At 36.5% G+C, this 13660-nt stretch carries 16 protein-coding genes and 1 riboswitch; of the genes, 7 read left to right on the forward strand and 9 right to left on the reverse strand.

Features of this window, described 5'->3' with window-relative positions:
• The 6 genes from FYJ79_RS08025 to FYJ79_RS08050 form a co-directional block, all read right to left on the reverse strand.
• Nucleotides 1–265, reverse strand: a 265-nt coding sequence (locus FYJ79_RS08025; protein ID WP_154516575.1) for an Hsp20 family protein, incomplete at its 3' end; no start/stop codon positions are given.
• A 37-nt stretch (nucleotides 266–302) separates the two neighbouring features.
• A complete protein-coding gene (locus FYJ79_RS08030) occupies nucleotides 303–710 on the reverse strand; it encodes an Hsp20/alpha crystallin family protein (protein WP_154516579.1) in 408 nt (135 codons plus the stop codon).
• Between the two features lie 158 nt (nucleotides 711–868).
• Nucleotides 869–2023 (reverse strand): alanyl-tRNA editing protein, encoded by a 1155-nt coding sequence (locus FYJ79_RS08035; protein ID WP_154516582.1) that lies wholly within the window; start codon nucleotides 2021–2023, stop codon nucleotides 869–871.
• Nucleotides 2007–2402 carry a metal-dependent transcriptional regulator gene (locus FYJ79_RS08040; RefSeq protein WP_154516585.1) on the reverse strand — a complete coding sequence of 132 codons (396 nt, stop codon included), beginning with the start codon at nucleotides 2400–2402 and terminating at the stop codon, nucleotides 2007–2009. Before FYJ79_RS08040 ends, FYJ79_RS08035 begins: the two co-directional genes overlap by 17 nt.
• A 2-nt stretch (nucleotides 2403–2404) precedes the next feature.
• Nucleotides 2405–3562, reverse strand: coding sequence for a nickel pincer cofactor biosynthesis protein LarC (larC, locus tag FYJ79_RS08045; RefSeq protein WP_154516588.1), 1158 nt, complete (start codon nucleotides 3560–3562; stop codon nucleotides 2405–2407).
• Between the two features lie 93 nt (nucleotides 3563–3655).
• Entirely contained in the window at nucleotides 3656–3934 is a 279-nt protein-coding gene (locus FYJ79_RS08050) for a hypothetical protein (RefSeq protein WP_154516591.1), read from the reverse strand.
• 65 nt (nucleotides 3935–3999) lie between these two features.
• A riboswitch (TPP riboswitch) is annotated at nucleotides 4000–4099 on the forward strand.
• Nucleotides 4100–4165: 66 nt separating this feature from the next.
• Between FYJ79_RS08050 and FYJ79_RS08055 the strand changes: the two genes are divergently transcribed.
• Complete coding sequence (locus FYJ79_RS08055) at nucleotides 4166–4678, forward strand: ECF transporter S component (RefSeq protein ID WP_154516594.1); 513 nt, start codon at nucleotides 4166–4168, stop codon at nucleotides 4676–4678.
• 38 nt (nucleotides 4679–4716) lie between these two features.
• Here the strand turns inward: FYJ79_RS08055 and FYJ79_RS08060 are convergent, their stop codons facing one another.
• Nucleotides 4717–5718, reverse strand: a complete 1002-nt coding sequence (locus FYJ79_RS08060) for an SPFH domain-containing protein (RefSeq protein ID WP_154516598.1) — start codon at nucleotides 5716–5718, stop codon at nucleotides 4717–4719.
• Between the two features lie 118 nt (nucleotides 5719–5836).
• On the opposite strand from FYJ79_RS08060, the gene FYJ79_RS08065 reads away from it, so the two are divergent.
• Nucleotides 5837–6295, forward strand: coding sequence for a hypothetical protein (locus tag FYJ79_RS08065; RefSeq protein WP_154516601.1), 459 nt, complete (start codon nucleotides 5837–5839; stop codon nucleotides 6293–6295).
• A 30-nt stretch (nucleotides 6296–6325) separates the two neighbouring features.
• On the opposite strand, the gene FYJ79_RS08070 is transcribed toward FYJ79_RS08065, so the two are convergent.
• Nucleotides 6326–7744 carry a radical SAM protein gene (locus tag FYJ79_RS08070; RefSeq protein WP_154516604.1) on the reverse strand — a complete coding sequence of 473 codons (1419 nt, stop codon included), beginning with the start codon at nucleotides 7742–7744 and terminating at the stop codon, nucleotides 6326–6328.
• A gap of 388 nt (nucleotides 7745–8132) precedes the next feature.
• Here FYJ79_RS08070 and nrdD point away from each other — a divergent pair, with 388 nt between their 5' ends.
• The 3 genes from nrdD to FYJ79_RS08085 all read left to right on the forward strand — a co-directional run bounded on the left by nrdD (nucleotide 8133) and on the right by FYJ79_RS08085 (nucleotide 11685).
• A complete protein-coding gene (gene nrdD / locus FYJ79_RS08075; protein WP_154516607.1) occupies nucleotides 8133–10298 on the forward strand; it encodes an anaerobic ribonucleoside-triphosphate reductase in 2166 nt (721 codons plus the stop codon).
• A gap of 388 nt (nucleotides 10299–10686) precedes the next feature.
• Nucleotides 10687–11097, forward strand: a complete 411-nt coding sequence (locus FYJ79_RS12880) for a transposase (protein WP_456114924.1) — start codon at nucleotides 10687–10689, stop codon at nucleotides 11095–11097.
• Between the two features lie 45 nt (nucleotides 11098–11142).
• Nucleotides 11143–11685 carry a transposase gene (locus tag FYJ79_RS08085; RefSeq protein WP_195837044.1) on the forward strand — a complete coding sequence of 181 codons (543 nt, stop codon included), beginning with the start codon at nucleotides 11143–11145 and terminating at the stop codon, nucleotides 11683–11685.
• Between the two features lie 68 nt (nucleotides 11686–11753).
• Here FYJ79_RS08085 and FYJ79_RS12835 read toward each other — a convergent pair whose 3' ends face one another.
• On the reverse strand, nucleotides 11754–11933 hold the full coding sequence (locus tag FYJ79_RS12835) for a helix-turn-helix domain-containing protein (RefSeq protein WP_407695592.1): 180 nt from the start codon (nucleotides 11931–11933) through the stop codon (nucleotides 11754–11756).
• A gap of 160 nt (nucleotides 11934–12093) precedes the next feature.
• Here FYJ79_RS12835 and FYJ79_RS08095 point away from each other — a divergent pair, with 160 nt between their 5' ends.
• Together FYJ79_RS08095 and FYJ79_RS08100 are read left to right on the forward strand one after the other, a co-directional pair.
• The gene (locus tag FYJ79_RS08095) at nucleotides 12094–12345 is read left to right on the forward strand and encodes a helix-turn-helix domain-containing protein (protein ID WP_195837045.1); all 252 of its coding nucleotides are present in this window, start codon (nucleotides 12094–12096) and stop codon (nucleotides 12343–12345) included.
• 110 nt (nucleotides 12346–12455) lie between these two features.
• Entirely contained in the window at nucleotides 12456–13526 is a 1071-nt protein-coding gene (locus FYJ79_RS08100; RefSeq protein ID WP_154516620.1) for a type I restriction endonuclease, read from the forward strand.
• Nucleotides 13527–13660: the final 134 nt, after the last annotated feature.

Below are 13660 nucleotides of genomic sequence, written 5' to 3' on the forward strand. Positions count from 1 at the left end.
GATATCTTTCACTACGAATCATATGGCCCTTCTTGTCTTTTTCTTCCCTGTCGTCCTGATGCACTGCCGATACATTCAGATAGCCATCTTTCAAGCTGACCTTGACATCTTCTTTATTGAATCCAGGCAATTCCATATTTAAGACATAACTGTTATCCTTTTCGGAAATATCTGTACGCATTGTATTGATACCCTTTGCAGGTGTTAAGAAATCAGAATCAAATATATCATCAAACAAATTATCTAATGTAGGTAAGTAACGCATAATAACATCTCCTTTTCATTGCTTGTCTTTTCATGCATTAACCAATTGGAATAAAGTGTTTCTCTTCAACAGCTTTTTCATCAGCCTTTGGTAAGGTGATGATCAATTCACCATTATCGAATTTCGCATTGATATCACTTTCCTTGATGCCATCACCAACATAGAAGCTACGGCTGCAAGTGCCATGATATCTTTCACTACGAATCATATGGCCCTTCTTGTCTTTTTCTTCCCTGTCGTCCTGATGCACTGCCGATACATTCAGATAGCCATCTTTCAAGCTGACCTTGACATCTTCTTTATTGAATCCAGGTAGCTCCATGTTTAAGACATAACTGTTATCCTTTTCGGCTATATCAGTGCGCATAGCATTGGTACTAGGGGCAAAGAATCTGTCATCAAAGAAATCATCAAATACATCATTCATTCTAGGTAATAACCTCATAAATAACATCTCCTTTTTCCTAATCAACTATCTTTCTTGTAATCCTTTCTTTTTTGATTACACCTACATTATAGCCCTTCTTTTAGCAATGTCAATAGGTGAGTGCTAATTTTTAGCATTTTCTTTATTAGAGTGCTAAAACAGAAAAATCAGCAGATTTACTGCTGACTTTTTATAATATCTTCAATTGTATCTCGGGTTGCTTTCAAATAGCCCTGTACCATTAAGGCATTACCGCCACCTTTTGCCCCAAGTTCTTTTAATTTATCAAAGAGCTTGGTTGTATCATCGGTGTGGGAAGCAAGAATGAAACGGTAACCTGCTTGATCATTACCAACAAAGACTCCGACATATCCCCCAACCCTTTCTGCAAGACTATTGACCATTTCTCTTTGTAAATTCTTATCAAGCTCTTCGATGAAGAAATAACGATGGCTGTCATCAGCTTCTTCAATAAGCCTTTGTATTTCTTTTTTGTTAAGATGGAAAATTTCTTGTTTTAGGGCATTATTGGTATCAATGAGTTGTTGGACATATTTCACAACTGAAGTATCATTGGCTGAAAGCATATGATAGATGGCATTCATGTTGTCATCCAGCTTTAAGACATAGTCAAGAGCTCTTTGCCCACAGAGAATAAAGATACGTACACCACCCTTATAATTCATCATATGAACAGCCTTAAAGAGTCCTACTTCTCCTGTATGCATGACATGTGGTGCACAACACGCACAGACATCGCAATCTTCTATTTCGACAATTCGTAATGGTGCATCGACTTCTTTCTTTGAACGATATTCCAGTGTCGCAAGTTCTTCATCACCTGGATAATAAGCACGAATAACTCTATTTTCATAGATAACTTGATTGACTTCTTTTTCTATTCTTATTAGATTGCTTTCATCAATCGGTCCGTTAAAATCCACACTCACAACATCCTTGCCTAGATGAAAGCCAACATTATCATAACCATATTCTCTATGCACTATGCCAGAAAAGATATGTTCCCCAGAATGATTCTGCATATTACTAAAACGCAAGGCCCAGTCTATTTCTCCTTGTACTTCATGACCGACTTCTAGCTTGACATAGCCCTTGAGGATATGCTTAATGACACCTTGTGAGATCTGAACATCAATAACTTCATGTCCATTGATTGTTCCTCCATCGGCACATTGTCCCCCTTCTTCAGGAAAGAATAATGTCTGATCAAGTATCAGTGTTGTATTCTTATCATATTCAATAGCTTGTATGGTAGCACAGAAAGTTGTGTCATAGGGATGGAGATCATAGAGCTTAACTGTTTCCATCATTTCTACCTCTTACATAATTCACAATCTTATGAAAAGTGTCATTGCACATGGCATGTTCCATACGACAGGCATCATCATAGGCTTGTTCTTCTTCCACGCCTAAAGACCTTAGCCAGTTCAAGAAGAAGTTATGACGTTCAAGTATATCATTCGCAAGTCTTGATCCTTCTTCCGTTAGTTCCAACATGCCATCTTCTTCTTTAATCACATAGCCTTCATGAGTCAGTTTAGAGATGGCAATGGACACACTTGATTTCTTAAAATCCAATCTCTTCGCAATATCAATAGAACGACAATATCCTTTCTCCTGTTTAATCATGAGAATGGCTTCTAGATAGTCTTCTGTTGACTGATACATTTTCATTTCATGTTTAGACATACTTACACTTCCCTTTGGAATCTCTTATATAGTTCCTTTAATGGAATTCTTGTTTCTTCAGATAAGCTCTTCAAGCTTTCATATTCAGGATAAATATAGCTCTCCTGTTCAAAGTCAACCTTCTTTCCTTTTACAACACCTTCCGGTAACTTCACATCAACAATTTCTCGATTTAAAACATGACGTTTCTCTTTGCGGTAACGAAATCCTATTGTCGTTGTATTAAGGAAAAGCAGTTCTTCCATTCGTTTCATATGTTCTTCATCCGTCACAACTGTAATACGATAAGCAGGACGGTTCTTTTTCATGAAGATTGGTGTAAAGAAGACATCACGTGCTCCTTCATGCATCATTTTCTCCATCACAAAGCCAAGCATTTCCCCAGTACAATCATCTACATTGCTTTCCATGATAATGACTTCATCAGGATGCTGTGCTATTTCGCCCAATGTCACCTTTAAGACATTAGGTATCTTCAGCTGCTTTGTCCCAATGCCCCAGCCAATCTTGTTGACTTTCATTGCCGGCATAGGACCATAACTATCGGCAAGCTGGGCAATAATAGCAGCACCAGTAGGAGTCACTAGTTCTGTATTGATATCAATTTGTCGCATAATGGCATCACTTGAAGCAAAGATTTCACTTGTTGCAGGAACGGGTACAGGGATAATCCCATGAGCACATTCAATAAAACCATAGCCATCATTGACAACGGAAGAATAGATTGCATCAGGATGTAAATAATCCACAAGCAAAGCAACACCAATAATATCAATGATACTATCTACTGCTCCTACTTCGTGAAAATGCACATCTTCAATCATCATATTATGGACTTTCGCTTCAGCTTTCGCTATGCGGTAAAAGATGGCTTTGGCAAGCGTCTTAGCATGTTCTGGTATTTGTGCTTCTTCTATAATTTTATAGATATCACTTAAATGTCTTTCTGGCTGAACCATCTCTTCGTCAACCTCAACATCAAAATATGTCCCCGAAATACCATTACGTATTTCCTTGGAAATATGAATTGTACAATGCGTTAGCGGTAAAGCCAGCATGCACTCATAGAACCATTTCTGATCATCACATAATTCCAACAGAGCACCAATTGTCATATTCCCAGAAATACCACTCATGCAATCAAAATATAAAACGTTCATATTAGCTCCTTTCCGAAGTTACTTTACTTTATCTTACCACGCTCCAAACCAAAAATCATAATTAATGACCAACATGACAAAAAAGCACCAAGTTTATCTTGATGCTTCCTTAATATTGTTGATTTGTATATTGAGAGATTCAATCTTTTCTTTATGCTCATCTATTTCACGTACTAAATCCTTAACTTCATCAGGCATATCACGCCCTTGTAAAGCAACATCATAATAGTACTTACCAATCTTCGCATAAGCCCTATTCATATCTCTTTCTTCAAGAACAACTTCACCCTTAAGTTTCGTTGCCTCAAGCGTATCTTTACCTAGTTTACCAGCTGTATTCGCAGCTGTCTTTAAATCATCCAAAAAAGCCATAACCTACCCTCCATCCCCATTATACCATATTTTTCTTGCATAAAGACAGATATCGTTTATACTTATAGTTAAGCCAGGGGTGCGTAATGCTGAGATAGGTTTCACCTAGTCCCTTATCATCTGAACTGGGTAATGCCAGCGTAGAGAGAGCATGATAGAAACAATAAAGGCTTCTTCCTAAAGGAAGGAGTCTTTTTATTCCCACTGGCAATTTATTATGGGAGGATTTTTATGTTTGAATTTCATTTGAATGTCAAGACCATGACATACATGGCCATGTTTGCCGCACTGCAGCTTGTCCTTGAATTTTTAACGCAGTTTACCCCAAGCATGCCACAGGGAGGCAATGTTGCTTTTTCATTAATTGCTATCTTCTTGTGTAGTTATTTGATGGGGCCTCTTTATGGTGTCATTGTCGGACTTGTATGTTGTGGACTGCATTTTGCCTTAGGCTTCGCGACATTCTATGGTCCATTGTCTGTGATTTTTGACTATGTTTTGCCTTTAGGTGTTTGTGGACTTGCCGGAATGTTTAAGGACATCAAGAAGTTTCCAATTGGCATCGTGATCTGTATGGTCATCAAGACAATCAGTCATTTAATTTCTGGCTGGTATGCATTCCATACACCATTAGCTGGTAACCTTGCTTACAACTTACCTTATAATATAGCGACATGCGTAGCTTGTGTTATTCTCTATCTATTGATTAAACCAAGTCTCTCTAAAGCTATTCATCTTCAATAAGAAAAAGTTCTTCCTGGGGATTCCCAAGAAGAACTTTTTTATTTCTTTTCAACATGTGCATAATAATCATGTGTTTTAGGATTGTGGGCACTTGGTGTCCCTGCTTCAGGCTTTTCTACTTGATAAATATCAATTTCTGGATCCTGAGGTGTTTCTGTTAAGATTTCCTTAGCACTTGCTAAAGTGCCAGCTAGTGAAGAAAGATTACTTGGAACAATAATCTTTGTCGAACGTCCATCAGCCAGCTTCTCAAGAGCCTTAAAGCCCTCAAGTTCAACATAGGGCTGACTTGGATTTGCATCATTAATCATCTTAATAGAAGCTGCTCTTGCTTCATTGAGAAGCTTTACAGCCTGTGCCTGACCTTCAGCCTTGGCAATAGCTGATTCTTTTTCGGCATTGGCACGAAGAATCATCGTCTCCTTTTCACCTTCAGCACGTAAGATAGAAGACTGTTTTTCTCCTTCGGCAACAAGAATAGCTTCACGCTTCTGACGTTCAGCACGCATCTGTTTTTCCATGGCTTCCTGAATATCACGTGGAGGAATAATATTTTTAACTTCCACACGATTGACTTTAATACCCCAGGCATCCGTTGCTTCATCAATAATGGACTTCATCTGAGCATTAATAGTATCTCTTGATGTCAATGTATCATCAAGATTAAGATCACCAATAATATTACGTAATGTTGTTGAAGTTAATGAATCCACGGCATTAATCGGATTCACAACACCATAGGTAAAGAGTTTAGGATCAAAGACTTTAAAATAAACAACCGTATCAATCTGCATTGTTACATTGTCTTTTGTGATAACAGGCTGAGGATCAAAGTCCATCACCTGTTCCTTTAAAGAAACACGATTTGCGACCCTTTCCACAAAAGGCACTAAAATATGCAGACCTACATCAAGTGTACGATTATAAGCCCCTAGACGTTCAATGACAAAAGCCTCTGACTGTGGAACAATCTTCACAAAACTGCTTATAAAAAGCACCAACACTACAACAAAAATAATAAACATTAGAATACCGGCCATATCAATACCTCCCCTTTATTTTATTATAGCAGTTATAATTTTGACAATCAAACCAATTGTGTAAACTTGAGTTTCATAAGAAGAAAATGATATAATAGGAAGGAAATGGAGTGATGCTATGTTTAAAAAGTTTATCAGTGTAGTTGGGGCTCTTCTTCTTGTTGTGGCCATCACGCTCACAGTCTTTACCAATGCATCACCAATGGCATTACTCAACAACTACCAACTCAATTACAATCTCACTCATCCTAAACACGACACCATCTCCATCAACAACGTTATCCCTTTCCAATGGGATCATGCCTATTACTTCTCACCCTATGTAGAACTTAGTGATATCAAGAAGCAAATCAATGTCAAACACTTCCCTGATAAGCTCTATAATGATGATCAAGCCCATATCATCTATGTTTATAAAGGGCATGTTGAATCGATTGTGAACGGGTTAGGAAGAAGCCGTGGATATTGGTTCTATTTTAGCCTTTCTCAGGTTTACAGTTTCACGCCTCAAGATGATCTCTCATTTACAGTTCGTAAACAAACGAATGGTATATATGAATATGTCCTTAAATCCTAAAGAAAAACGATGCTTGCGCATCGTTTTTCTTTAAATATCACGTTTTTGTGGAGCGTAGTTTTCATAAGAAGGCTTTGAATGCTTTTCTTCAGCCCATAACTTATCAGCTACTGGTTTCCATTCCTTAGCATAATCAACTGTCTTGCTGATTAAATGTTCTGCTGATTCTTCTGATTCATAGTTTGTACCATGAGCATGAGTTTCATGAACCATTCTAGTTAAATAAGCTGGATTTTCAAGCATTGGACAAGGACGTAAATGGTTCTTGTTGAAAGGCTGTTCGTTATGATAAGCCATGAATAATGGTGACTGGAGCATTTCTAGGATAGAATGATCCTTGATATTAGTGTTGGAATAATGAATGAATACACATGGTTCTGCATCACCAGTTGCATTGATATGGAAGTAGTTTCTACCACCAGCAATACATCCACCAACATATTCACCATCGTTCTGGAAGTCCATTGGGAAGAATTTAATATTCTGGTCACCACGTACTTCTCTAATACGATGAACCATTTTAGCTCTCTGTTCTACTGTAGGCATTAATTCAGGAGCAGCATTGTTTCCTACTGGCATATAGTGGAAGTAGAAGCCAAAACGAGCACCTTTTTCATCAAGTAATTTGAAGAAGTCATCACTTGTAACAGCTTCAATATTCGCTCTTGTATAGCAAATAGATGTCCCAAAGATAATACCATATTTCTTAAGTAAATCCATTGCTCTCATAACATTGGCATAGTGACCTTCGCCACGTCTTGCATCATTTGTATCAGGTGTACCTTCAATAGAAAGCATGAATGTGATATTACCAAGACGTAATACTTCCTTACATAATTCATCATCAATAAGAGTAGAGTTTGTATAAAGAGCAAAGAAACAATCATTATGCTTTTCTGCAAGCTTTAAGATATCTTTCTTTCTTACAAGTGGTTCCCCACCAGTCATCATATAAAGATAAGCACCTAATTCCTTACCTTCAGTAACAATCTTATCCATCTCTTCGAATGATAAATTATGTTTATGTCCATAAGTACCACTCCAACAACCTACACAATGCATATTACATGCATCAGTTGGATCAAATAAGATTAACCAAGGAATATTACAGTTATACTTTTCACGATTAGCACGAATTGTCTTTGTGCCACGTAAGAAAGCTTCATAACCTAAGTTCAATGCCATCTTTTTCGCATAACCAGGATCAGTTTCATCAATAACACTATTGATGATTTTCATCCATTTGTTGTTAGGATCTTTAATACCAGCACGAGCAGCATCATATTGTTCATCAGTAAAGCCAGAGCCATAGAACTGCTGAGCAAGATCCACTAATTTCAAATACTCTCCTTCACGATCCTTATCAAGATCTTTCAGTACTTTGTCAATCATTGCACCCATAGCCTTACGCTGTACTGCATGGGTCATATTTGTTAAGGTCTTATTCATACTTTTATCTCCCTCTTTTCAAGTAAGAACAAGATAGTTATCCGCCTACCTAACTATCTTTTTCTCAAAGTTCATTCTAACGCTAGAATGACCAACAGTCAATAATTGTGCGTTATCAAAACTGTAGAGCTATTCTCATTTCTTTGAACATCAATATAGCCTTGACTTCCCCATTATAGCACTCCTCAATTCTTTTTAAAACGTTTATTTTCTCTTGACATAAGAAATTATATTGATGTTTAGATAATAATTTAAGTTTTTTATTTTTGAAAGCTAATTTAGTTGGACTTTCAACTATTTTTGCATATAATGGATTTAGACCTCCTTTGGGAGGCTTAATTATTGTTATATTTAATTTTTAAATAAAATATATTTTGGAGGAAGAAAAATGCAGGTTAAGAAAAGAGATGGCTCTTTAGTACCATTTGATGCAGGTAAGATTGAAAATGCGATTTTAAAAGCCATGAAGAATGGTAGTGGTATCGTTCATGAAGAAGTAGCTTATAAGATTGCAAAGGAAATCAAGGATTGGCATGAATGGAATGGTGATCAGACTGTTTCTATTTATCGTATTGAAGGACAGGTCTTTGAAAAGCTCATTGATAAGGGAGAAGTGCTAACTGCAAAGGCATATGAGGGTTATCGTAAAGTAAGAGAATTCCAGCGTGAAACAAATACAATTGATAGTGAAATCTATGGTATTGTCAAACAGACTAATAAAGAAGCTATGGATGAAAACTCTAATAAGGATGCTGCCGTACTTGCGACACAGCGTGATTTAATTGCTGGTGAATTCTCAAGAGACTACTGTCGTCGTTTGATGTTGCCTCCTAAGATTGTACAGGCTCATGATGAAGGACTTATTCATTTCCATGATATGGATTATTTCATTCAGAAAATGTTTAACTGCTGTCTTGTCAATCTGAAGGATATGCTTGCGAACGGTACAGTTATTAACGGTAAGCTTATTGAAAGACCTAAGTCATTCCAGACAGCTGCAACAATCGCTACACAGATTGTTCAGCAGATTGCCTGTGGTCAATATGGTGGACAAACCATCTCTATCGCTCACCTCGCACCTTTCGTTAGAATCTCCTATAATAAACATAAAGATGCTGTACGTAAGGAAGGCCAGGAAGTGGGTATTGATTATACTGATGCCCAGGTTGAAAAGATTGCTAGAAGTCGTTTAAAGAAAGAAATTGAAGCCGGTGTACAGACAATCCAGTATCAGATCAATACATTCTCTACAACAAATGGACAGGCTCCATTCCTTTCTGTCTTCATGTATTTAAATGAAGAACCTGAATACACACATGAAACTGCCATGTTGATTGAAGAAATCTTAAAACAGCGTTATTTAGGTATGAAGAATCCTGTTGGCGCCTATATTACACCAGCCTTCCCTAAATTACTTTATGTCTTAGACGAGAATAATGTACCTGATGATTCAGAATATCGCTATTTAACTGATTTAGCTGTTAAATGTGTATCTAAGCGTATGATGCCTGACTTTATCTCTGCTAAGAAGATGAAAGAAAACTATGAAGGCAATGTCTTCCCTTGTATGGGTTGTCGTTCATTCCTTATGCCTTGGCAGGATGAAGAAGGCAATTATAAGTGGTATGGTCGTTTCAACCAGGGTGTTGTAACATTGAATTTAACTGATGTTGGTTTATCAGCTAATAAGGATATGGATGCTTTCTGGAAGATTCTTGATGAGAGATTACAATTATGTTATGAAGCATTAATGTTAAGACATGAAAGCTTAAAAGGGACTTTATCCGATGTATCTCCTATTCATTGGCAGTATGGTGGTATTGCTAGATTAAAGCCTGGGGAAACAATTGATAAGTTATTATATGGCAACTATTCAACAATCTCTTTAGGCTATATCGGACTATATGAATGTGTTGTTGCCCTTACAGGTAAATCTCATACTGATCCTGAAAATGAAGCTCTTGCAAGAAAGATCATGCAGAAGCTTAAAGACCAGTGTGCAATCTGGAGAGAAAAAACAAACATCGGCTTCTCAGTCTATGGTACGCCTGCAGAATCTACAACATATACATTAGCACGTGCTCTTAAGAGAAGATTTGGCGAAGTGCCTGGCGTAACAGATCATGATTACATTACAAACTCATATCATGTCAATGTACGTGAAGAAATCGATGCCTTCTCTAAGTTAAAGTTTGAAAGTCAGTTCCAGGATCTTTCTACTGGCGGGGCAATCTCTTATGTTGAAGTCACAAATATGACAAATAACTTTGAAGCAATGAAAGAACTCATCAATTACATGTATGACACAATTCAGTATGCTGAAATCAATACAAAATCAGACTATTGTCAGGTATGTGGTTTCGATGGTGAAATCTTACTTGATGACAATGGTGAATGGTATTGTCCAAACTGTGGCAATAGAAACCACAAGACACTCAATGTATGTCGTCGTACATGTGGCTACCTTGGAGATAACTTTTGGAATAAAGGCCGCACTCAGGAGATCAAAGAAAGATTTGTTCACTTAGATAACAGAGTGTATAACGATAAATAGATGAAATTAAAAAGTTAATATTTAAATTCAAAAGTTTACATTTATAAGAATCAGTGGCATTAAACGCCACTTTTTCTTTTAATTCAAAAGTTTATATTAAATCAATTTTAATCTTTCAAGTTTGAGTATTGCAATGTTACACGATAAGGACTGATTCAAGTTTAATTAAAAAGAACTGATTCTTGATAAATAGAAAGACGGGTTATAAGTCCCGCCTTACTATTTAACAAATATTTTTAAAAATAAATCCCCATTTGCACAGTAGTTCTATATGCTATAGAATAATTATGCATGTAATGCAATTATGCTTTGGTGGGTGACTGTGCTATTGTGATTTTGGCGATCCTCTGTATGGTTATCCACCAAAGCAAAGAGGATCGCCAACCTTATGAAGAAAACTAAATATTTTGCATCTAGACGAGAGACACCTTGGGACTCGACTCTACGTGATAACGTCCAGGAATTCATAAGAAATGAATATCTGGACGATTATTATGAGAAGCATCCTGCCCTGAGCGATTCCAATGAAGCTAGTCTCCTGAACGCATTTGTTCCTGTATGCTGTCCGAACTGCAGGTCATTGCGGTTTACCAGAAAAGGATTTACTTCCAACGGAATTCAGCGATACTGCTGCAGGGACTGTGGAAAGAGGTTCAACATACTTACTGGCACGCTGCTTGACAACCACAAGATTTCCATCAGTGAATGGATTGGATTCTGCCTCAACCTTTTCAGGCATGACATCTTCTCATCAACGTCGGCTAATAACAAGAACAGCACAACAACTACTGCGTACTGAACAAAAAAGCTTTTTTTGCTTCTTGAGGACTATACGGAAGGCATAGTGCTAACGGGAAATGTGTACATTGACGAGACGTACTACAATGAAAAAGCCTTGAATCGTACCCTCAGAAATGGAAAGGAGCTCCGTGGAATCTCCAAAAACAAGTACTGCATAGCTATGGACTTTGATAGAGAGAATGTCTATGCATTCCTTGAGGGGATGGCAAAGCCAACACGGGAAAGGACGCGTGATGCCTTTAAGGATCACATAGCAAGGGGCTCGCACCTCATTCATGACAGGGAGAAGAGTCATAAAGTCCTTGCGGAGGAACTGGAGCTTAGCGAGGAAAGATACGATGCCCGTGAGATTGAAAAACTGCCAGAAAAGAAGAATCCGCTTGCGCCTATAAACCGCCAGTGCTTCATGCTTAAGGATCTCCTCAACGCTCATCCAGGATTTAACAGAAAGGACCTGCAGGGAGTCCTCAATCTCTTCTGTTTTATGCAGAACCCGCCTCATGATAAGCTTGAGAAGGTTGAAATGCTTTTGCGAGCGATAGTGTATTCGCAAAAGACGCTAAAATATCGAGATGCATGGAAGTGAAACGTTGAAATATCAACGTTTTTTTCTTCTTATATGGGTCCACTGTGCAAAAGGGGATTTTAAAAAAATTAGCTTTTAACTGCAATATTTTCATATGGAATATTAAACACTTTATGAATTGCAATAAATTCAACAGCCAACATTTTTGATGACCCAGTTGCAATTCTGTTATATCTATCTACTGAAATCCCTAACAATTTAGCTGTTTCTTCTCTAGATTTTCCAGCATTAATGCGTATAGCTTCGATATAAAGTTTTTTCCATTTTTATCCCTCCTAGTCCTGTAATTTAGGGATGTTCCTATCATATAGGACTTTATTGTATACTGCAAGCTATTTTTACAATATTATAGGATTTATTACTAGACTTTGGGAAATTTTCATTTAAAATATGATTAAGGAGGAAAATATGACCTTAAACGAAAGAATTGGCTATGAATTACGAAGTCAAAGATTATTAAGAAGAATGACGATTCAACAAGTTGCCAATAAATTAGGCAAAAGTAAAAATACTGTCTCATATTATGAACTTGGAAAAATCAAAATTACTATTAATGATTTAATTGATTATTGTAATGTCGTCGGATGTGACTATATTGAAATATTAAAAAAAGCTAATGGTGAATGGGATAACACCATTCACCAAGATATAAAAGAATAAGAGCATATATTTTAACATCAAATCCAATAACTAATAACCCTTAATCAATAATCAATAAATCACTAATTAGACAAAATGTATGTCATTGAATGCAAAAAAAGGAGTTAATCATGGAATTACAAGAGAAAATGTATCAATTGAGTGAAAGAATCAAATCATTAAAGGACAATATCGAAACAGAAGAAGCAACCAAACAATCATTTATTCTTCCGTTTTTTCAAGTCTTAGGTTATGACGTTTTTAATCCACTTGAATTTGTGCCTGAATTTACAGCTGATGTAGGCATCAAGAAACATGAAAAAGTTGATTATGCAATACTGAGGGATGGTCAACCAATAATTTTAATTGAAGCAAAATCATGTAATGAAAAACTTGAGAAACATGATTCTCAGCTTTTTAGATATTTCGGTACAACAAAATCTAGATTTGCTATTTTGACCAACGGTATTGAATATAAATTTTACAGTGATCTTGATCAGCCAAATGTAATGGATTCCAAACCATTTTATATTCTGAACATGGAACAGTTGAATGACCAATCGATTGATTATTTAAAGAATTTTATAAAGGATAATCTTGATATTGATAGTATCCTAGGAACAGCCTCAGATTTAAAGTATATGGGGTTATTAAAATCTGCATTTAAAGACATAATAGAAAATCCAACTGATGATTTTGTTAGGATGATTTTAAATGATGGAGTATATGATGGTTTAAAGAATCAGCGTGTACTAGATAAATTTAAACCGCTAACGAAAAAAGCCATCAATCAATATATAAATGAACGAATGTCTAACAAATTTAAAGAAACGCTTGCTAATTCTGAAAGTGAATCGAATTCTGATACTGATGAAACCGTTGATGATAATGAAATAGAACAAGAAACTAGTAAGATTATCACTACCTATGATGAGCTCAATGCTTTTGCTATTGTGAAAGCGATACTCAGAAAAAATGTGTCTGTTGATCGTATCGCCTATAAAGACACTGAAAGTTATTTTGGTGTATTGCTTGATAAAAACACACGTAAATGGATATGCAGAATTAATTTGGATTCTAGAAAAAAGCATATATTGATTTCAGACGAAAATAAGAAACCTGTTCGATATGATATCAATACACTTGATGATATCTATGATCTAGAAGATAAATTAATAGAATCATTACAAAAGTACCTATAAACGATAGACGAAACGCCCTTATATAACGCCCTTATATATGTTAAGGCGGTAGCCTTACAGAGCAACGTAAAATAAGGGGGGGAGGGGAAAATGGATGAAATAATAACTATTAGCGTTATTTAATATGGGTATGA

This window comes from Sharpea porci, from assembly GCF_009695655.1.
Classification (GTDB): Bacteria; Bacillota_I; Bacilli_A; order Erysipelotrichales; family Coprobacillaceae; genus Sharpea; species Sharpea porci.

Bases quoted from the DNA above. Each gene is read 5' to 3' on its own strand.
- FYJ79_RS08030 (WP_154516579.1), bottom strand. From the start codon at position 710: ATGAGGTTATTACCTAGAATGAATGATGTATTTGATGATTTCTTTGAT.
- FYJ79_RS08035 (WP_154516582.1), bottom strand. From the start codon at position 2,023: ATGATGGAAACAGTTAAGCTCTATGATCTCCATCCCTATGACACAACT.
- FYJ79_RS08040 (WP_154516585.1), bottom strand. From the start codon at position 2,402: ATGTCTAAACATGAAATGAAAATGTATCAGTCAACAGAAGACTATCTA.
- larC (WP_154516588.1), bottom strand. From the start codon at position 3,562: ATGAACGTTTTATATTTTGATTGCATGAGTGGTATTTCTGGGAATATG.
- FYJ79_RS08050 (WP_154516591.1), bottom strand. From the start codon at position 3,934: ATGGCTTTTTTGGATGATTTAAAGACAGCTGCGAATACAGCTGGTAAA.
- FYJ79_RS08055 (WP_154516594.1), top strand. From the start codon at position 4,166: ATGTTTGAATTTCATTTGAATGTCAAGACCATGACATACATGGCCATG.
- FYJ79_RS08060 (WP_154516598.1), bottom strand. From the start codon at position 5,718: ATGGCCGGTATTCTAATGTTTATTATTTTTGTTGTAGTGTTGGTGCTT.
- FYJ79_RS08065 (WP_154516601.1), top strand. From the start codon at position 5,837: ATGTTTAAAAAGTTTATCAGTGTAGTTGGGGCTCTTCTTCTTGTTGTG.
- FYJ79_RS08070 (WP_154516604.1), bottom strand. From the start codon at position 7,744: ATGAATAAGACCTTAACAAATATGACCCATGCAGTACAGCGTAAGGCT.
- nrdD (WP_154516607.1), top strand. From the start codon at position 8,133: ATGCAGGTTAAGAAAAGAGATGGCTCTTTAGTACCATTTGATGCAGGT.
- FYJ79_RS12880 (WP_456114924.1), top strand. From the start codon at position 10,687: ATGAAGAAAACTAAATATTTTGCATCTAGACGAGAGACACCTTGGGAC.
- FYJ79_RS08095 (WP_195837045.1), top strand. From the start codon at position 12,094: ATGACCTTAAACGAAAGAATTGGCTATGAATTACGAAGTCAAAGATTA.
- FYJ79_RS08100 (WP_154516620.1), top strand. From the start codon at position 12,456: ATGGAATTACAAGAGAAAATGTATCAATTGAGTGAAAGAATCAAATCA.